This is a genomic window from Parafrankia sp. BMG5.11 (genome assembly GCF_004337455.1).
Map to the genome: position 1 here is coordinate 12,696 of NZ_SJXI01000078.1, position 19,080 is coordinate 31,775.

17 protein-coding genes are annotated in these 19,080 nt (G+C 72.0%); 4 read left to right on the plus strand and 13 right to left on the minus strand.

Annotated features, from left to right (window positions below):
- Positions 1-175 precede the first annotated feature (175 nt).
- From E0504_RS39360 to E0504_RS39385, 6 genes are all read right to left on the minus strand, one after another.
- Positions 176-400 (minus strand): hypothetical protein, encoded by a 225-nt coding sequence (locus E0504_RS39360; protein WP_071063543.1) that lies wholly within the window; start codon positions 398-400, stop codon positions 176-178.
- Entirely contained in the window at positions 397-1,362 is a 966-nt protein-coding gene (locus tag E0504_RS39365) for a YafY family protein (RefSeq protein ID WP_071063861.1), read from the minus strand. Before E0504_RS39365 ends, E0504_RS39360 begins: the two co-directional genes overlap by 4 nt.
- Positions 1,359-2,411 (minus strand): WYL domain-containing protein, encoded by a 1,053-nt coding sequence (locus tag E0504_RS39370; RefSeq protein ID WP_235014550.1) that lies wholly within the window; start codon positions 2,409-2,411, stop codon positions 1,359-1,361. Before E0504_RS39370 ends, E0504_RS39365 begins: the two co-directional genes overlap by 4 nt.
- 169 nt (positions 2,412-2,580) lie before the next feature.
- Positions 2,581-3,213: an FKBP-type peptidyl-prolyl cis-trans isomerase gene (locus E0504_RS39375; protein ID WP_071063545.1), complete on the minus strand. Its 633-nt coding sequence runs from the start codon at positions 3,211-3,213 to the stop codon at positions 2,581-2,583.
- A gap of 160 nt (positions 3,214-3,373) precedes the next feature.
- Positions 3,374-4,732, minus strand: coding sequence for a Pup--protein ligase (gene pafA / locus E0504_RS39380; protein WP_018499881.1), 1,359 nt, complete (start codon positions 4,730-4,732; stop codon positions 3,374-3,376).
- A gap of 10 nt (positions 4,733-4,742) precedes the next feature.
- Positions 4,743-5,888, minus strand: a complete 1,146-nt coding sequence (locus E0504_RS39385) for an ABC transporter permease (protein WP_112108224.1) — start codon at positions 5,886-5,888, stop codon at positions 4,743-4,745.
- Between the two features lie 244 nt (positions 5,889-6,132).
- Here E0504_RS39385 and E0504_RS39390 point away from each other — a divergent pair, with 244 nt between their 5' ends.
- The 3 genes from E0504_RS39390 to E0504_RS39400 all read left to right on the plus strand — a co-directional run bounded on the left by E0504_RS39390 (position 6,133) and on the right by E0504_RS39400 (position 9,385).
- Complete coding sequence (locus E0504_RS39390) at positions 6,133-6,897, plus strand: dienelactone hydrolase family protein (protein WP_112108225.1); 765 nt, start codon at positions 6,133-6,135, stop codon at positions 6,895-6,897.
- A gap of 560 nt (positions 6,898-7,457) precedes the next feature.
- A complete protein-coding gene (gene rsgA, locus E0504_RS39395; protein ID WP_373693989.1) occupies positions 7,458-8,582 on the plus strand; it encodes a ribosome small subunit-dependent GTPase A in 1,125 nt (374 codons plus the stop codon).
- Positions 8,579-9,385, plus strand: coding sequence for a cyclopropane-fatty-acyl-phospholipid synthase family protein (locus E0504_RS39400; protein WP_243657830.1), 807 nt, complete (start codon positions 8,579-8,581; stop codon positions 9,383-9,385). The genes rsgA and E0504_RS39400 overlap by 4 nt, the downstream gene beginning before the upstream one ends.
- A 195-nt stretch (positions 9,386-9,580) precedes the next feature.
- On the opposite strand, the gene prcA is transcribed toward E0504_RS39400, so the two are convergent.
- The 5 genes from prcA to arc form a co-directional block, all read right to left on the minus strand.
- Entirely contained in the window at positions 9,581-10,306 is a 726-nt protein-coding gene (prcA, locus tag E0504_RS39405; protein WP_071063554.1) for a proteasome subunit alpha, read from the minus strand.
- Position 10,307: 1 nt separating this feature from the next.
- Positions 10,308-11,132, minus strand: a complete 825-nt coding sequence (gene prcB, locus E0504_RS39410) for a proteasome subunit beta (RefSeq protein WP_200835423.1) — start codon at positions 11,130-11,132, stop codon at positions 10,308-10,310.
- Between the two features lie 540 nt (positions 11,133-11,672).
- Positions 11,673-11,891, minus strand: coding sequence for a ubiquitin-like protein Pup (locus E0504_RS39415; RefSeq protein WP_018499886.1), 219 nt, complete (start codon positions 11,889-11,891; stop codon positions 11,673-11,675).
- 219 nt (positions 11,892-12,110) lie between these two features.
- Positions 12,111-13,628, minus strand: coding sequence for a depupylase/deamidase Dop (gene dop, locus E0504_RS39420; RefSeq protein WP_368672109.1), 1,518 nt, complete (start codon positions 13,626-13,628; stop codon positions 12,111-12,113).
- 491 nt (positions 13,629-14,119) lie between these two features.
- Positions 14,120-15,925: a proteasome ATPase gene (gene arc, locus E0504_RS39425; protein WP_071063560.1), complete on the minus strand. Its 1,806-nt coding sequence runs from the start codon at positions 15,923-15,925 to the stop codon at positions 14,120-14,122.
- A 119-nt stretch (positions 15,926-16,044) separates the two neighbouring features.
- Here arc and E0504_RS39430 point away from each other — a divergent pair, with 119 nt between their 5' ends.
- Positions 16,045-16,368, plus strand: coding sequence for a ferredoxin (locus tag E0504_RS39430; protein WP_020462366.1), 324 nt, complete (start codon positions 16,045-16,047; stop codon positions 16,366-16,368).
- 200 nt (positions 16,369-16,568) lie between these two features.
- Here the strand turns inward: E0504_RS39430 and E0504_RS39435 are convergent, their stop codons facing one another.
- Both E0504_RS39435 and E0504_RS39445 read right to left on the minus strand, forming a co-directional pair.
- The gene (locus E0504_RS39435; RefSeq protein WP_112106579.1) at positions 16,569-17,627 is read right to left on the minus strand and encodes a tRNA (adenine-N1)-methyltransferase; all 1,059 of its coding nucleotides are present in this window, start codon (positions 17,625-17,627) and stop codon (positions 16,569-16,571) included.
- Between the two features lie 259 nt (positions 17,628-17,886).
- Complete coding sequence (locus E0504_RS39445; RefSeq protein WP_112106577.1) at positions 17,887-19,080, minus strand: site-2 protease family protein; 1,194 nt, start codon at positions 19,078-19,080, stop codon at positions 17,887-17,889.

Below are 19,080 nucleotides of genomic sequence, written 5' to 3' on the forward strand. Positions count from 1 at the left end.
CGGTCAGCCTAGGAGGGGATAGACCGTAACCGGGTATCCCACAGGTGACGTGTACGCAACGTGGAGATGATCGGCTATCTCACCACATCGGATGGTGACTGTCGTCCGGTTCACGTCCGGCCCGAAGGCGCTCCCACCGCGCAGCAGGGCTCCCACCGCGCAGCAGGTCAGCAGGTCAGCCGGCCCGGCTCGCGAGCCGGCTGGAGACCTCGGTCGACTCCAGCCGCCCCGCCAGCTCCGCGGCCTTCGTGGCCAGCTCGGCCGCGTGGTCCTTGAGGTCCATCGCGGCGTTCTTCGTCGCGCGGACCTTGCCCCACAGGCGCAGCGCGCACAGCACGAGCACGCCGAGCGAACCGACGGTGAGCACGAGGTGAGCGAACAGCAGCAGCACACCGGTCACCCTATGGGCTCCTCGGCGTAGGCGGCGAGGGCACGATCGGCCAGCTCGTGGACCCGCGCGGCCACCGAGGCCGGCTCGACCCGCCGCACCTGCGCACCCAGGCCCAGGACCAGCCGGTTCAGCCACGACGGCTCGGAGACCCGCAGCAGCACCGACACTCCCCCGTCGGGCAGCTCACACACGTCGGAGACGGGGTAGTAGTCGACGACCCAGCGGGCCTGCGGCTCCAGGTCGAGGCGCACCGGGATGTCGTCCGGCCCCGGCCGGTACACGCCGTCCGCGGTGTCGCGCGGCGTCGCGGTCGGCGGCGGCTGCGCGACGACGTCCAGGACGACGGCCCCACCGCGACCGTCGATGCGGTCGAGCCGGAACAGCCGCACCGCCGACGCTCGGTGGCACCATCCCTCGAGGTACCAGTGCCCGTCCCGGACGAGCACCCGCATCGGGTCGACGTCGCGCACCGTCATCTCGTCCCGCGACCACACCAGGTAACGCAACCGGACGCGCCGACGGTCCCTGATCGCCCCCTGCAGGATGGCGAGCACCTCGTCGTGGGTGTCGAGCGCGACGCGCACATGCCCGGCCGGCTCGTTGCCGACGGCGTCCTCGACCTTGCGCAGTGCCTGGTCGAGCGCCTCGCGCCCGACCAGGCCGGGGACGTCGGTGAGCGCCCGGGCGGCGACGAGCAGCGCGGTGGCCTCGTCCGCAGACAGCCGCAGCGGGCGGTCGAGCGTCTGGGGGTCAACGACGGTGACCTGGTCGCCGGAGTAGCTGACGTCGATGAGGTCGCCGGGCGCGCCGCCGGGCAGCCCGCAGACGAACAGCAGGTCGAGGTCGTCGCGCAGCTGGCGCACCGTGACGTCGAACTCCGCGGCCGCGGCCTCGAGTGACACGCCGGGATGAGCCCGCAGCCAGGGCACAAGGGCCAGCAGCCTGCTGAAACGGTCGGTGGAGCCGCTCACCGCGGCCCGGTCCTCGCCAGCCATCCGGCGAGCCGGGTGCCGCGTTCGGGCGCCGTGGCTTCCAGGGTGGCCCGCAGCCGGCGGATGACCTCGGCGCGCAGGTCCGCGGGACCGAGGACGGTCACGTCAGGCCCGTAGCCGACGATCCAGTGGGCGAATCGCTCCACGTCGGAGAAGTCGACGTTCAGCAGGTCGGTGTCCGGCACCGGACTCATGGGCAGGTCAGGACCCGGCGCCTCCGCCGGGCGGGCCCGGCGGCGCAGCGCGTGCCCGCACCCGCGCCGGACCCGCAGCAACGCGCTGCGGGTGTGCTCGGGCGGCTCCGTCGAGGAGATCATCGCCCGCAGGTCCACATCGGGGGGGACCGTGAACGCGCCGGGCGGGCCGACCGCACGCACTCCGCCGGTCACCCTGGAGAGCCGGAACACCCGTGGCGCGGCCCGCCGCAGGTCGTGCCCGACCAGGTACCAGCGGCCCCGCCAGGACAGCACCCCCCACGGCTGCACGTGCCGCTCGGTGTCCTCGGTCTGCCCGGGACGGCGGTAGGGGAAGCGCACCACCCGGCCGGCCTGGACGGCGGCGAGCGCCGCCTCGAAGGCCGGCTCGGCCGTGTCGACCCGCGGCTCGAAGCCCTCGAACCCGCCGGGCCCAAGCGCCGAGGAGGGTCCCGCCAGGAGATCGTCCCCGCCCAGCCCGGCGGGGCGCACCGGGGCACCGGCGGCTGCCAGTTTGCGCAGCGCGCTCGCGGCCGGGGCGGCGAGGGTCGCGCTCGACCACAGCGAGGCGGCCAGCGCGAGCGCCGCGAACTCGTCCGGGTCGAGGGAGATCTCCCCGAGCGCGTAGTCGCCGCGGCGGATGCGGTAGCCGAGCTCGTCGCTGAACGCTGAATCCTGGCCGGTCTCGACCGGGATACCGAGCTCGCGCAGGTACTGCTTGTCACGCTCGAACATGCGCCGGTAGGCCTCCTGCGCCTCCTCCGACTCCCCCGGGTCGTACCCCTCCACCATCTCCCCGATCTGGGACACGGTGAGGAACCGCGATGTCGCCATCAGGCACATCGTCAGGTTGAGCAGGCGCTCCAGCCGTCGGCGGGACACATCGGATGAGGCTAGCCGCACTCGACGTCAACGTGGTAACCGCCCCGCCGCCGCCGCGGGGCGGCGAGGACCGTCGTGGCCCCGGCCAGGACCTACCCGGCCGGGGCGGCGACGCGACGCGTCAGAGAGACCCGGCCCCCGGATCGGCCGTGCCCTGCGACGTGCCCTCTTCGGCGCCGGCCGGCACGACCTCGAGCAGGTCGACGATGAACACCAGCGAGTCATCAGCCATGATTATCGGCGGCTGGCCGCCCATCGGCCCGTAGCCGAGCTCCGGCGGGATCACGATCAGCCGGCGGCCGCCCGCCTTCATCCCGTCGATGCCCTGACCGAAGCCGGGGACCGTCCGGAGCAGGGAGAAGGTGTCCGGGGCGCCCCGCTCCCAGCTCGAGTCGAACTCCTTGCCGGTCTTCCAGATGGTGCCGACGTACTGGATCTGGACGGTGCTCGTCGCGCTGGCCGCCGCGCCCTCACCGGTCACCAGATCCTGGGTGACCAGGTCGGTCGGGGCCAGGCCCCTGCCCGCCGCGGCTACGGGCTTCTGGGTGAGGTCCACGGCGTTCTCGACGGCCGGCGGGCCGCCCGCCCGCGCACCGGCGTCCTGCGCGGCGGACGGGACCGGCGCGGCGGCCGTCCCGTCGGGCGTGTCCGACGAGCTGCACGCGGCGAGCGGCACCAGCAGGACGGCGGGGAGGGCGAGGGCGGCCAGCCGGTGACGGCGGCGGGCGATGACACCACGAAGCGAAGAGATCACGGAAGCAAAGATCCTCTGGATACTGCGCGGCACCGCCGCCGCGGCACGCGGGGCCGCCGGCCGGCGCCACGCGCTCGAGCTGCCTGAACCTGTGGAGTCAGACTGTAGAGGACAAGCCTCCGCTCTTCGGCACGACACCGGCCGGCCGGGCCGGCGCGGCCTACATGCTCGCGATCAGCTTGTCGACGCGGTCGTCCACCGACCGGAACGGGTCCTTGCACAGCACCGTGCGCTGGGCCTGGTCGTTGAGCTTGAGGTGCACCCAGTCGACGGTGAAGTCGCGCCGCTTCTCCTGCGCCCGCTTGATGAACTCCCCGCGCAGCCGGGCCCGGGTGGTCTGCGGCGGCACCGACTTCGCCTCGAAGATGTCGAGGTCGCGGGTGACCCGCTCGACCAGACCGGCCCGCTCCATCCGGTAGTAGAGCCCGCGGTCACGGTGGATGTCGTGGTACTTCAGGTCGAGCTCGGCCACCCGCGGCGACGCCAGCGACAGCCCGTGCTTGAGCCGGAAGCGGTCGATGAGGACGAACTTGGTGACCCAGTCGATCTCCCGGGCGACCAGCTCCAGGTCCTCGGTCTCGATCGCGAGCAGGGTGCGGCCCCACAGGTCGAGCACCCGCTTCGCCACGGCGTCCCCGCCGCGCCGCTCGACGAACTCGACCGCCTTCGAGTAGTACTCGCGCTGGATGTCCAGCGCGCTCACCTCACGGCCGTTCGCCAGCTTGATCCGACGCTGGCAGGTCATGTCGTGGGACACCTCGCGGATCGCCCGGATCGGGTTCTCCAGCGACATGTCGCGCAGGACGACCCCCGCCTCGATCATGCGGAGCACCAGGTCGGTGGAGCCCAGCTTGAGCAGCATCGTCGTCTCGCTCATGTTCGAGTCACCGACGATGACGTGCAGCCGACGGAAGCGCTCGGCGTCCGCGTGCGGCTCGTCGCGGGTGTTGATGATCGGACGCGAGCGGGTCGTCGCCGACGACACCGACTCCCAGATGTGCTCGGCGCGCTGGGAGATGCAGTACACCGCCCCGCGCGGGGTCTGCAGGACCTTGCCCGCGCCGCACAGGATCTGCCGGCTGACCAGGAACGGGACCAGCACGTCCGCCAGGCGGCTGAACTCGCCGTGCCGCCCCACGAGGTAGTTCTCGTGGCAGCCGTAGCTGTTCCCCGCCGAGTCGGTGTTGTTCTTGAACAGGTGGATGTCCCCGGCGATGCCCTCTTCGCGCAGCCGGCGCTCCGCCTCGACGAGCAGGCCCTCGAGGATCCGCTCGCCCGCCTTGTCGTGCGTCACCAGATCGGGCACGGAGTCGCACTCGGGGGTGGCGTACTCCGGGTGGCTGCCGACGTCCAGGTAGAGCCGGGCGCCGTTCTTGAGGAACACGTTGCTGCTACGGCCCCAGGACACGACGCGTCGGAACAGGTAACGGGCCACCTCGTCCGGCGACAGCCTTCGCTGCCCGCGGAACACGCAGGTGACGCCGTACTCGTTCTCCAGCCCGAAGATGCGGCGATCCACGAGACCGACCCTATGCTCGGAACCCGCCTTCGCGTGGGGAGACGCTCGGGCTGGTCTCAGCTGTGGCCTCCCGGGGGCGCACGACCAGCCCGGCGGCGACCGCGGCCGCCGCCGGCGCGGCGGTGGCTTCGCTCGGAACCGACGTCCCGGCCGCGATCGTCCCGGCGCCGCCCGCGCGCTCCCGGCCGAGCAGGATCAGGACGATCCCGGCGACCGCCCAGATCGCCAGGACGGCCGCCCCACGCCCGCCACCGGCGCCACCGAAGTACAGGGTGGACCGCAGCAGGGTCACCCCCGCTCCGGGCGGCAGCAGCTGACCCAGGCCGCCCCACGGCGTCGGCAGCATCTCCGGCGCCGACGACGCGCCGGAGAGGGCCGCGCCGAGCACGGTCACGCCGACAGCCGCGACGAGCCCGCGCCCCCCGGCCACCGCGCCCAGCCCGAGGACGGGTGCCACCACGGCCCCGGCGACCATCGCCAGGACGACCACGCTGCTCCCGAACGTGTCGGGCAGCACGTCGAGACCCCCACCGAGGGCCAGGGTGCCGGCCACCCCGGCGGCCACCATGAAGCCGACGAGGCCACCGAGACGGGCCTGCCTCGTCCGGGCGGCGCGCGCCAGCAGCACGCCCGCCGCCGCCGCGATCAGCACCAGCGGCAGGTAGCCGGCGGACACCCCGCCACCCTGATGATCGGCGGAGGCGTTGGGGACGACGTCGACGACGGGGATCCGCAGATCGGGAAACGTCACCGACATTCCGCGGACCAGCGCCTCGGCCACGGCGGGGCTCGCCGCGGACGCGAGGCGCAGCGCGAGCCCGTCGTCGGTGATGACGAACGCGGCGTAAGCCTTCCGGTCGCGCAGCACCCGGTCGGCGGCGGCGGCGTCCGGGACGACACCGATGCGCAGGGCGCCCGGCGACATCCGTTCGACCGCCTCCGTGAGGGCCTTCGCGCCCTGCGGCTGGCCGGCGACGACCACGGGAAGCCCACGGGGACGCACCGAGGTGACCGTGGAGCCGTAGAGACAGACGACGAGGCCGAGCAGGACGGACATCCCGACGACCGTCACCGCCGTGCGGCGCACAGGTCCGGTGGCGCGGCCCGCCGCGGCTCGGAGGCGGTGCCAGCGCCCGTGTTCCGCCGTCAGATCCATCGGCCCTCCACTACGATCACTGGGATCCGTCGCCATTCAGACACCGAAGGTGAGCGACGTGCAGCGTCGCTCAGATCACGGTGCGACGGCGCGGTGGCGGGCCGCAGGCGGCGTGTCCGGCCCAGACCACCCACCGCCCCCGGTACCCGGGCACGCGGGTACCCGGGTACCCGCGTGCCCGGAGGTGACCCGACTCGTGAGCGCTCGGCCCGGATGGTGATGGGACTGGTAATCCGGGGGAAAGATGGCGGCCATGACAGCCGAGACGAACGAGCAGCGAACCCGTCACCTGCGGACCGACGTGTCCGCCCGCGGCCGTACCCCGGCGACGGTGATCGCGCCCGCCGCCGACGACCCGCCCCGGGGCGGCGTCGTCGTGATCCAGGACGCCCGCGGGATCACCCCCTACCTCCTGTCCGTCTGCGACGACCTCGCCGAGGCGGGCTACCTGACGATCGCGCCGCACCTCTACCACCGGGACGGCATCGCCGAGGTCGACCCGGCGGATTCGTGGGCCGGTGCGCTGCCGCAGATGGCGACGCTGACCGGCGCCGGGATCTCCGCCGACGTCGACGACTGCGTGGGGCACCTGGCCGACGCCGGGTTCGGGCCGGGGCAGACCGCGATCGTGGGCTTCTGCATGGGCGGCACCGTCGCGCTGTTCACCGCGACGCGGACGCCGCTGGCCGGGGCCGTGTCGTTCTACGGCGGAGCCGTCAGCTCGCCGGCGTGGCCGGGCGTCCCGGCGCTGCTCGAGGTCGCGCCGTCGCTGCGCGGGCCCTGGCTGGGTCTCTACGGCGAGGAGGACACGATGATCCCCATGGCGGACGTCACCGGCCTGCGGGCCGCCGCCGCCCGTTCGGGGCAGCCGACGGAACTCGTCAGCTACCCGGGCGCCGGCCACGCCTTCCACAGCCACGACCGATCCGCCGTACACCGCCCCGGGCCGGCGGCCGACGCGTGGCAGCGCACCCTCGCCTTCCTCGACAGGCGCGTACGCCCGTCCTGACCCTGGTGGCCGCGGGGCCGATGTGAGCCGTCCGCGCCGTACCCGGACGGGCCGGGACACCTCGCAGGGAGGCCGCCCGCCGGGACGGCGCCCTCGGCGCGACAGGGGGAACGGCGTGTTCGGCGAGCCGGACGGAAAACTCGTTGGTGGCGCGCACGCGGACGGTGTAACGTCCCGCCGACACGAACGGATCAGCCCGAGTCGGCCTGGGAACAGAGCCGCCGGGCCGCCGAGATCACGCAGGAGGTGGGCCATGGCCGCGCAGACGGTGTTTGCCCAAGACGCACTGCTCCGCCGCCTCCACCGGGCCACCGACTGACGTCGCCCACCCCACCACCCGGTTTCGGCCGCGTGGTCTCCTCGCACGCCATGGGTGGCGCGCGTCCAGTGGGGCCCCCGTTCCAAGGGTCTCGACGTTGTCTTCTCAACACTTGTCACGTTCTCCACGGGTCCAGTCGGGCCGGCGATCCCCGTCCTTCGACCCGCCACCGCCCGACACCGCGGCTCCCCCTACTCCCACGGCGCCCTCGCCGGGGAGGACCGGCACGACCGGTTCCGATCTGGTCCGTCATGGCTGGACCGACGGCGACGAGGCGGGGTTCGCGCCCCGCCGCGACGCCGGGTTGGCACCCGCACGGGTCCTCCGGCGCGACCGGGGACGCTGCGAGCTGATCACCGAGCACGGCCCGGTGAGTGCCGAGATCGGTCGTGCACTTCCCGCCGGGTCGGATCTGTCGCCGTGCACGGGCGACTGGGTGGCCGTCGGAGCCTCCGTGCCCACGCCGTCCATTCCGAGCACCGGAGCAGCACATCTGGTGGTCGCCGAGCTGCTGCCGCGACGCAGCGCTCTCGTCCGCTCCTCGGCCTCGCGCAGGTCCGACGGGCAGGTGCTCGCGGCGAACATCGACCTCGTGGTGATCGTCGCCGCGCTCTCGGCCGCGCCTGATCTCGCCCGGCTCGAACGGCTGCTCGCACTAGCCTGGGAGAGCGGCGCCCAGCCGCTGATCGTCCTGACCAAGGCCGACCTGGTGCCACGCGAGGACACGGAAAGACTCGGCCCGTCCACGCTCGACGCGGTGGCCGCCGCCGCGCCCGGAACCGACATCCTCACCGTCTGCGCGCTGGACGGCACCGGCATGGACGCGCTGCGCGCCGCACTCGCCGGGACGTCGCCGCCCGGCCGATCGGCGGTGCTGGTCGGGCCCTCCGGCGTCGGCAAATCAACGCTGGTCAACGCTCTGCTCGGCGAGGAGCGGCTGGCGGTGGGGCGAGTCCGCGCCGCAGACGGGAAGGGGCGGCACACAACCGTCAGACGGGAGCTGATCGCGCTGTCCTCCGGCGGAATTCTGATCGACACGCCCGGGATCCGCGGCGTGGGCCTGTGGGATGCCGAGCAGGGGCTCGATGCGACCTTCACAGAGATCGCCGATCTCGCCGTGGCCTGCCGGTACGCGGACTGCGCGCACGACACGGAACCCGGCTGCGCGGTGCTCGCCGCGGTCGAGGACGGCTCGTTGCCCGAGCGGCGGCTGCGGAGCTACCGCAAACTGCGGCGCGAGAACGCCTGGATCCAGTCACGCGGGGACGCCCGCCTGGCCGCGGAAGAGCGGGCGCGTTGGAAGGCCATCCGCAGGGAACAGCGGCGCCTCTACACCGGCCGCGAGCGGCAGGGGCGCCAGCGGTGACCGGGCGAGGCGAAGCGGGCCGGTCAGACGGAACGGACGGAACGGACACCGCGCGTGAGATCACTCGGGTGTTCTGGGCGCTGCACGAAGGACTGCCGCGCCAGTCCGCCGGGTCGGACGCAACGACACGCCGGCTGCTGGAACTGGCCGGCCTGCTGCCCGACCGGCCCCGCGCCCTCGACATCGGATGCGGTCCGGGGCGCGCGTCACTGGTGCTCGCGCGGGTCGCCCGCGCGGACGTCACCGCGGTCGACCTGCACCACCCCTTCCTGGCGGAGCTGCGACACTCGGCCGCGGCGTCGGGGCTGGGCGGGTGGATCCGTCCCGTACTCGCGTCGATGACCGATCTGCCATGCCCCGACGGCGCCTTCGACCTCGTCTGGGCAGAGGGCTCGGCGTACATCATGGGCTTCGCCGCCGCACTGCGGGCGTGGCGGCGGTTACTGGCTCCGGCCGGGGTGCTCGTGGTGTCCGAGCCGGTCTGGACGGTCGATGATCCTGCGCCGCCGGCGAGGGCGTTCTGGGACGCGGTCTACCCGCTGCGGACGGTCGCGGCGACGGCGGACGTGGCCCGCGCCGCGGGCTACGAGGTGGCGGCGACATTCCAGCAGCCGGACAGCGACTGGTGGGCGGAGTACTACGACCCGCTGAGCGCCCGCCTCGATCAGGCGGAGCGGACCGGTCTCGGGACGGCGGCCGGCCGAGCCGCGCTGGACTCGTGTCGGGCCGAGATCACGCTCCGGCGGACCCACGGAGCCGACTACGGCTATATGGGTTTCGTCCTGCGCCCGCGCCCGAGCTGAGCAGGCCCCCGGCGCGACCCGGCCGACCACGTCCGGTCGGCCGGGTCGCGCCGGCCGCATCCGGCCGCCGGGGGCCGTGTCAAGGCCGACGATCCGTGGCCTCTCGATGGGACTCAGTGCCCCTTGGAGGCCACGGATCGAACCCGGGAGACCCGGAAAGGACGACGGACGAGGGGACCTCCCGACACCCGCGCGTCAGGACGCGGGCGGGGCGGTCTCCTCGAGCAGTCCGTCGAGCTGGCTACCGACGATCCGCTTGAACAACCGCCGGGAGCGCTTCCGGTCGAGCATCGCGACCTCGAGGTTCCCGGCCGTCAGCGTGCGCTCCCCGTTCTGCGCCCCGGGCGGCGCGCCGGCGGTGAGCGCGTCCACCGCCACGCGCAGCGCGGTGGCGAGCGGCTGGCCCTCCGTGTGGTGCTCCCGCAGGGAGGTCAGCACCTGCTCGGACTGACCGCCGATCGCGATGAAGCCACGCTCGTCGGCGATCGAGCCGTCGTAGGTGAGACGGAAGATCTGGTCATCCGCGGCGGTGTGCCCCACCTCGGCGACGACGATCTCCACCTCGTAGGGCTTGATGCTCTCGGTGAAGATCGCGCCGAGGGTCTGCGCGTAGGCGTTCGCGAGCGCCCGGCTCGTGACATCCCGCCGGTCGTACATGTAGCCGCGGGTGTCCATGATCCGGATGCCGGCCGTGCGGAGGTTCTCGAACTCGTTGTACTTCCCCACCGCGGCGAAGCCGATGCGGTCGTACATCTCGCTGATCTTGTGCAGGGTCGTCGACGGGTTCTCGGCGACGAACAGGATGCCGTCGACGTAGGTGAGGACGACCACGCTCCGGCCGCGCGCGATGCCCTTGCGCGCGTACTCGGACTTGTCCCGGACCTGCTGTTCGGGACTTGCGTAGCCGAACGGCATGGTCACGTCAGCCTCCTGAGTTCTGCGCGCGGTCGGCGATGATCGAGTCGACCACCGGGCCGACCTCGTCATCGGTGAGGCGACGGTATCCGTCGGCGGTCACCGAGGCGACGATCGGGTACAGCTTGCGGATGAGGTCCGGCCCACCGGTCGCCGAGTCGTCGTCGGCGGCGTCGTAGAGAGCCTCGACGCTGATCCGGACCGCGTCGTCCTGGCTGTGGTTGGCCCGATAGCGCTTCTTCAGCGAGCCGCGAGCGAAGACCGAGCCCGACCCGATCGACTCGTAGGTGCGCTCCTCGGACTTCGCCGCGGCGATGTCGTAGGAGAAGATCCGCCCCTCGCCGGTCTCGGTGTCGAAGCCGGCGAACAGCGGGATGACCGCGAGGCCCTGCATCGCCATGCCCAGGTTCCCCTTGACCATGAACGCGAGCCGGTTGGCCTTCGCGTCCAGGCTCAGCGTAGAGCCCTCGATCTTCTCGTAGTGCTCGAGCTCGACCTGGAACAGACGGATCAGCTCGGCGCCCACACCGGCCGTGCCGGCGTAGCCGACGCAGGAGAACTCGTCCGCGTGGTGGACCTTCTCGACGTCACGCTGGGCGATCATGTGCCCCTGCGTCGCGCGGCGGTCGCCGGCCATGATCACGCCACCGGGGAACGTCACGGCCACGATGGTGGTGCCGTGAGCCGCATCGGTCACCGGAGCGGGCAGCGGGCCCCGGGCGCCCGGAAGCAGGTCCGGAGCCGCGACGGACAGGAAATCGGTGAACGACGACGTTCCCGGTGTCATGAACACAGCCGGTAGACGCCCGGCGACACCCGTTGGATCGGGCACGCATCCCCCTTCAGATAGTCGATCGTGAGCCGGCGGCCCAGGATGGTCCGAGGCGGCCCAGCCCAAGGCTCCGGGTGATGCACAACATGCCACGTGCCGGGCCGGCAGGGTGGCCGTGGTCCCGCTCCGTCCCAAGTCGCGGTCCCAAGTCGCGGTCCCGGGCGCACCGCCGCGGTGGCACTCGGCGGCCTCAGCGGGCCTGTGAGCCCCTCGGTAGGCCCCTGTGAAGCCCCGCGGGCGGCACGGCGCCTGGACGGCCCGCACGGACGCCCCCAGGCACCGACCTCGCTCGCGGCGGGAGACACCAGGACAGCTGAGCGATCCACGTGCCGACGCACACACACGACGCCCACCGCCATCGGGCACACCCTGGGCATCGGGCACACCCCGGGCGCGGGCATCGCGATCCAGGGCACGGCCCCGGGACGCGTCGGGCAGCGGGGCCTCCCGCAGCACCGGTCGCCGCGTTGGCTCCCCCGGCGACCGGCCGAACGGGCGCATGTGGCTCGTCCGGCCGAACCGGCCGCGGGGAGTCAGACCCTACTGACCGCCCTTCTGGACGTATCCCTTCACGAACTCCTCGGCGTTCTCCTCGAGAACGTCGTCGATTTCGTCGAGCAGGGAGTCGACGTCCTCCGAGAGCTTCTCGTGCCTTTCCTTGAGATCCGAGGCGCCCGATTCCTCAACCTCGGCCTCGGCGGTCTCGTCATCACGGCGGCCGGTGCGCTGCTGCCCGCCACCGGTGTCCCTCTGGGCCATGGGAGCCTCCTTCGATCGCCTGGGGCGACACTATCCCGCTCCGCCGACTGCTTCCGGTGGATCGGTACGAGGTCCACTCCATCACGAACACCCGACGACGTCGCCTCGTCCGCCGAGGGCGCAAAATGTGCTGGTCGATGGTGGTACCACCGGCGCACCGAGACTTCACGCCGTACCGGCGTGAAGTCTCGGGAGACCACCGCGAGACCCCGCCGGCTGTCAGTTACCCGACAGGGCGTCCACCAGGTCGGCGGCGGTGGGGCAGCGGGCGAGCAGCTCGCCCACGTGCGCCTTGGTGCCACGCAGCGGCTCAAGGGTCGGCACCCGCTGCAGCGAGTCCCGCCCGATGTCGAAGATGACCGAGTCCCAGGACGCGGCCGCCACCTGCTGCGGGTAGAGCTCCAGGCAGCGTCCCCGGAAGTACGCCCTGGTGTCCTCCGGAGGCTCCGTCATCGCCCTGGTGACCTCCTCCTCACTCAGCAGGAGGTCGAAGCGGCCACGGGCCACCAGGCGGTTGTAGAGGCCCTTCTCCGGCCGAACGTCGTGGTACTGGAGGTCGACGAGCTGCAGCCGCGGCGAGTCCCACGCCAGGGCATCGCGGGAGCGGTAGCCCTCGAGGATCGACAGCTTGGCCACCCAGTCGAGCTCCCGGGAACAGGTCATCGGGTCGACCTCGAGGCGGCCGAGCACCGACTCCCACCGGGAGAGCACGTCGGCCGTCTGCGGGTCGACGTCCGTGCCGAGCCTGTCCTCGACGAACTTGCGGGCCTGCTCGAAGTACTCCATCTGGAGCTGCACGGCGGTCATCTTCCGGCCGTCGCGCAGGGTGAGCAGATACCGCAGCGAGGGGTCGTGGGAGATCGCCCGCAGCGTCGCGACCGGCGCGTCCACCGACAGGTCGACCTGGAGCCAGCCCTCCTCGATCATGGCCAGGACGAGCGAGGTCATCCCCACCTTGAGGTAGGTGGCGATCTCGCTCATGTTGGCGTCACCGATGATCACGTGCAGACGCCGGTACTTCTCCGGGTCGGCGTGGGGCTCGTCCCGGGTGTTGATGATGGGGCGCTTGAGGGTGGTCTCCAGTCCGACCTCGACCTCGAAGAAGTCCGAGCGCTGGCTGATCTGGAACCCGGACTCACGCCCGTCCACGCCGATGCCGACCCGGCCGGCGCCGCATATCACCTGGCGGGAGACGAAGAACGGCGTCAGGTGCCGCACGATCTCCCCGAACGGGGTCGCCCGCGCCATGAGGTAGTTCTCATGGCAGCCGTAGGAGACACCCTTGTTGTCGGTGTTGTTCTTGTACAGGTGCACGGGCATCGTGCCGGGGACAGTCAGCGCACGGCGGGCCGCCTCTGCCATCACCCGCTCCCCCGCCTTGTCCCAGAGGACGATGTCGCGCGGGTTCGTCACCTCGGGGGTCGAGAACTCGGGGTGCGCATGATCGACGTAGAAGCGCGCGCCGTTGGTCAGGATGACGTTGGCCAGCCCGAGGTCGTCCTCGTTCGCGGGCGCGCCAGGATCGACCACCGGCTCTCTGGGCAGCTCGAAGCCGCGGGCGTCTCGCAGGGGGGACTCCTCCTCGAAGTCCCACCGAGCTCGACTGCCCCCGGTGGCGGCCCTGTTGGCGTAAGAGTTCACGACCAACGACGAAGCCAGCATCTGGTTTGTGTTGGGTTGACCGGGCACGGACACGCCGTATTCGGTCTCGGTCCCCATGATCCGGCGCACGCTCACTCTGCAAGCGTAGGTGCTGGCGGGCCGCCGGGTCGGCCGGACGCCGCCCTTGGTCGTTCCGAACCTCTTGCCGGGAAGCTTCGGGAACGCCCGGAGACCTCCCCCGCCACGCCGACAGCCCCGCGGGTGCCGGCATTCGGGTGATCGGCGACGTGGCGGCCCGTCAGCCTGTTCGACGGCCACTGGGCTGCGTGTCCGTCTTCTCACAGCGACGGCAGGAGACCACCACAAGCCCGTTTTGAAGATCAAAACGATCAAGGATGGGCGTCAACATCGTTGACTATCTTGGGCAGTGCGACACCCGACGGCACGGCCACTCGACCGGCGGCTCCAGCCGGCGGGCACGGCTCGCGGACCGGCTGGCGGGCAGCCGGTGGGCACGGCCGGGGGTCACCGGGCCCGTGGAACCACGACGCGGCGGCCGCCTCGTCAACGAGACGGCCGCCGCGTGGCGACCACGGCGGGCGGCTGGCCCCCGCCCCGCGAACGGCCTAGAGGTACTGGCCGGTGTTCGCGATGGTGTCGATCGACCGCCCGGCCTCGGTGCCCTTGGTTCCGGTGACGAGTGTGCGGATGTAGACGATCCGCTCACCCTTCTTGCCGGAGATCCGGGCCCAGTCGTCCGGGTTCGTGGTGTTCGGCAGGTCCTCGTTCTCCTTGAACTCGTCCAGGCACGCCGACAGCAGGTGCTGCATGCGCAGGCCGCGGACTTTGCTCTCGATGAGGTCCTTCACCGCCATCTTCTTCGCCCGGGCCACGATGTTCTCGATCATCGCGCCCGAGTTGAAGTCCTTGAAGTACAGGACCTCCTTGTCACCGTTGGCGTAGGTGACCTCGAGGAAGCGGTTCTCCTCGCTCTCGGCGTACATCCGCTCGACGACCCGCTGGATCATGCCCTGGCAGGTCGCCTCCCGGTTGCCTCCGTGCTCGGCGAGGTCGTCGGCGTGCAGCGGGAGCTCGGGAATGACGTACTTGGCGAAGATGTCCTTGGCCGCCTCGGCGTCCGGACGCTCGACCTTGATCTTGACGTCGAGCCGGCCCGGCCGCAGGATCGCCGGGTCGATCATGTCCTCTCGGTTGGACGCGCCGATCACGATCACGTTCTCGAGCTGCTCGACGCCGTCGATCTCGCTGAGCAGCTGCGGGACGATCGTGTTCTCCACGTCCGAGGAGACACCCGAGCCACGGGTCCGGAAGATCGAGTCCATCTCGTCGAAGAACACGATCACCGGCATGCCCTCGGACGCCTTCTCGCGCGCCCGCTGGAACACCAGCCGGATCTGCCGCTCGGTCTCGCCTACGTACTTGTTGAGCAGCTCCGGGCCCTTGATGTTGAGGAAGAAGGCCCGGCCGGAGCCCTGGCCTGTCTGTGCCTCGACCTTCTTGGCCAGGGAGTTCGCCACGGCCTTGGCGATCAGCGTCTTGCCACACCCGGGCGGGCCGTAGAGCAGCACGCCCTTCGGTGGCTTGAGCTTGTGCTCCAGGAACAGTTCCTTGTAGAGGAACGGCAGCTCGACCGCGTCGCGGATCGACTCGATCTGGCCCTTCAGGCCGCCGATCTGCTCGTAGCCGATGTCTGGGACCTCTTCGAGGACCAGCTCCTCGACCTCGGACTTGGGGATCCGCTCGAAGGCATACCCCGACCGTGGCTCGATGAGGAGCGAGTCGCCGGCTCGGATCGGGCCGTCGAGGAGTGGCTGGGCCAGCATGACGACCCGTTCCTCGTCGGTGTGACCGATCACCAGCGCCCGGTCACCGCTCTCGAGGACCTCCTTGAGCAGGACGATCTCGCCCTGCCGCTCGAACGCGCGAACCTCCACGACGTTGAGCGCCTCGTTGAGCATGACCTCCTGACCGGGCTGCAGGACGTCGGCTTCGACGTTCGGCGACACCGTCACGCGGAGCTTTCTGCCCTGCGTGAACACGTCGACCGTGCCGTCGTCGTAGCCACGGATGAAGACGCCGTACCCGCTCGGCGGTTGCGCGAGCCGGTCGACCTCCTCCTTCAACGAGATGATCTGGTCACGTGCCTCCCGAAGGGTGGCGACGAGCTTGTCGTTTTGCCCAGTGGCGGTCTGTAGCTCCACCTGTACCTGGGCTAGTCGCTCCTCCAGGACACGTACCTGTCGGGGCGATTCAGACAGCCTCCGCCGCAGCATGGCCACTTCTTCCTCCAGGAAGGTGACCTGAGTCGTGAGTTCGTGTACTTCCTTCTCGTACGCCGACCGTTGAGAATCGGCGTCACCAGGACGACCCGTGCTCCCACCGGAGCCAGAGCCCGAACGGGGACCGGACACCGCGCCTCCACCTCCCCCGTGCTGACCGGGACGCACCCACACTACCGTTGTGACCGCCGCTGGCAGGCCGGTCGCGCGAGGACGACCCAGGTTTGCCGTAAACAGCGGGTTACGGTGCCATGGTGACAGAAGATCGGAGCCCTGTGGCAACACCAACGAAGCCGGGCGATTCGCCCGGACTCCGGGTCCGCATCGACCAGGACTCCTGCACCGGCGACGGTCTGTGCGTCCAGTATGCACCCTCGGTGTTCGAGTTCGACATCGACGGGCTCGCCTACGTGAAGAACTCCGACGGTGAGCTTCAGACCACACCGGGGACCCACGTGCCGGTTCCGCTGCCGCTGCTCACCGAGATCCGCGACGCCGCCGAGCAGTGCCCCGGCACCTGCATCTACGTCGAGCACCCGGACGGGACGCTGGAGGTCGGCGGCCCACAGGAGTGAGAACCGCCCACCCCGGCGCCCCCGCCGTGCCCCCACCCGTGGGGTCCGGCGCCCGGGCCCGCCGCGCGGGCGCCGTCCTGCCCCGGGTGGGGCGGGCCCGCCCCACAGCGGTGGCGGCCACCCGGCACGGCCGGGGAGCCGCCGGCGGGCTCGCCTGAGCGGGCGCCCCCGCGGATCGCCCGGCCGCGCCCGGCATCGCGTCAGCCGTCGGAGCCGGCGTCGACTCGAGGCTCCGGCTCGGTCTGAGGCTCCGCGATGACCTGGCGATCGGGCTGGCCGTACAGGCCCGGCAAGCTGCCCGCTCCCGCCGGCTGACCCTGCTCGGCCGGGCGGTCGGCGGATGCCGGCTCCGGAGCGGTCGCCGGCTCCGGATAGGAGCCCTTGGCCGGGCGCCGCCGCCTCGGTGGAGCAGTGACGCCGTCCGCCAGCCGGCGCGCTGTCACCAGGAAACCGGTGTGCCCGACCATGCGGTGACCGGGGCGCACGGCGAGGCCCTCGACGTGCCAGTCGCGCATCATCGTCTCCCACGCCGCGGGCTCCGCGAAGCAGCCGAACTCGCGCAGCGCCTCGACCGTCCGGGAGAGCTGGGTGGTCGTCGCGACGTACGCGCACAGCACGCCGCCGGGGACGAGCGCCGCCGCGGCCGCGGGCAGCACGTCCCACGGGGCGAGCATGTCGAGGATCACCCGGTCCATGCCCCGCTCGGCCGACTCGGCCAGATCACCGACATGCAGTGTATGAGCCGGATGTGGTCCGCCGAAAAAGGTCTCGATGTTGCGCCGGGCGACCTCCGCGAAGTCGGGACGCCGCTCGTAGGAGACCAGACGGCCGCCGTCGCCCACGGCCCGCAGCAGGGCGCAGGACAGCGCGCCGGAACCGGCACCGGCCTCCAGCACCTGCGCGCCGGGGAAGACGTCGGCGTACATGACGATCTGCGCCGCGTCCTTCGGGTAGACGACGGTCGCGCCGCGCGGCATCGACAGCACGAAGTCGGCCAGCAGCGGCCGCAGTGCCAGGTAGTCGGTGCCCCCGGTGCTGCTCACGACGACGCCTTCGGGCCGGCCGAGCAGGTCGTCGTGCGGAATCGCCCCCCGGTGGGTGTGGAACTGCCGGCCCGGCTCGAGGACGACCGTGTGCCGTCGGCCCTTGGGGTCGGTCAGCTGGACGCGGTCGCCCTTGGTGAACGTCCCGCGGCGCCGCGCCGCGCCGGTCGGCCGCGGCACCTCGGACACCTCGGACACCTCCGGCGCCTCGGGCATCTCCGGCGCCTCGGGGTCCGCGGGGTCCGGCAGGGGCGGAAGCTCCGCGAGGTCCGGCAGGGGCGGGCGGGACGCGACCGCGTCCGGCGTGGTCGGGTCAGTACTGATCTCGTCGTCCTCTCGGCGCGCGCCCCGAGGCCGTCCACGGCCGGCGCGCGCCCTGTCCGCTGGAAGCTGGTCGCACGGGGGCGTGCGGGTGACGCGTGCCGGGTGCGTCAGGGCCGGGCCGGGCCCGGCGGCCGTCAGCGGCGAACGAACGTCACCGATGGGAGACCATACGGGCCGCGGCCGCCGGATCGATCCTGGCCACGAGATCGACCATGGCCAGCACGCCGACCGGCCGGCCGCGCTGGACCACGAGGTACTCCGCGGCCGGGGCCCGCTGGACGGCCGCCAGCAGGTCCTCGCCCTCGAGCTCGGCCTGCAGGGTCATCCCCGGGCCGATGCTCCGGCTGACCTCGTCCACCGCCATCCACGGCCGGCGGTGCTCCGGCAGGGCGTCGACGGAGGCGCCGTTCATGATCTTGACAGGGGTGCCGTCCCGGTCGATCACCGCGACGGCCGTGGCGCCCACCTCCTGGGCCCGGCGCAGCGCCTCACCGAGCGGGACCGCAGCCTCCACCGGCAGCGTACGGCGGGCGAGTCGGCCCGCCGACAGCCCGGGCAGCCGCTCGCGGACCTTGGCCGACCGCAGCGACTGGTAGGCGCCGAAGGCGACGAACCCGGCCAGGACGTAGGAGTAGAGCGCGCCGAAACCATCGGAGTTCTTCGTCGCGCCCCAGACCACCAGCGCACCGGCCACGACGAAGCCGCCGTAGGCGCCGGCCCGCAGCCCGCGCAGCTTGTCGTGCCCGATGGCCCACACCGCCGCGACGACGACCCGCCCGCCGTCGAGAGGCAGACCCGGCGCCAGGTTGAACACGAACAGCGCGGCGTTGGTGAAGCCGATGAAGAAGAGCACTGCCCCGACGCTGCCGTGATCCGGCACGGCCAGCAGGCCCAGGAAGCACAGCCCCCCGATCACGCCGTTGACGGCGGGCCCGACGAAGGCGATCAGGAACTCGCGGGCGGCGGTGGCCGGCTCGGGCTCGAACTCGGTGAAACCGGCGAAGCCGTGCAGGGTCACCGACCGGACGTGCAGCCCGAACCGCTGCGCGGTCAGCGCGTGCCCGATCTCGTGCGCGAGCAGCGACAGGAGGAACCCCGCCGAGACGAGCAGGGACAGTACGAGCACATGCCCGTCGGTCGCGGCGATCGTCAGATGGTCCCGGATCGGGTCGATGAGCAGGGACGCGACCAACGCCGCGAAGACGACGGCCAGCGGCGAGACGAAGATCGGGGCGCCGCGGACGTGCCCGACCCGCATACCCGGCGGACGCGGCGCCGGCCGCCGCTCCGGCGGCTCCACTCCGCCGGGGACGCCGTGTCGCGCCGCGCCGGGCTGATCCTCCAT

What these genes read in the sequence shown, in the direction of transcription:
- E0504_RS39430 (WP_020462366.1), top strand. Translation starts at nt 16,045, where the DNA reads ATGGTGACAGAAGATCGGAGCCCTGTGGCAACACCAACGAAGCCGGGC.
- E0504_RS39435 (WP_112106579.1), bottom strand. Translation starts at nt 17,627, where the DNA reads ATGCCCGAGGCGCCGGAGGTGTCCGAGGTGTCCGAGGTGCCGCGGCCG.
- E0504_RS39385 (WP_112108224.1), bottom strand. Translation starts at nt 5,888, where the DNA reads ATGGATCTGACGGCGGAACACGGGCGCTGGCACCGCCTCCGAGCCGCG.
- E0504_RS39390 (WP_112108225.1), top strand. Translation starts at nt 6,133, where the DNA reads ATGGCGGCCATGACAGCCGAGACGAACGAGCAGCGAACCCGTCACCTG.
- E0504_RS39370 (WP_235014550.1), bottom strand. Translation starts at nt 2,411, where the DNA reads ATGGCGACATCGCGGTTCCTCACCGTGTCCCAGATCGGGGAGATGGTG.
- E0504_RS39445 (WP_112106577.1), bottom strand. Translation starts at nt 19,080, where the DNA reads ATGGAGGATCAGCCCGGCGCGGCGCGACACGGCGTCCCCGGCGGAGTG.
- E0504_RS39415 (WP_018499886.1), bottom strand. Translation starts at nt 11,891, where the DNA reads ATGGCCCAGAGGGACACCGGTGGCGGGCAGCAGCGCACCGGCCGCCGT.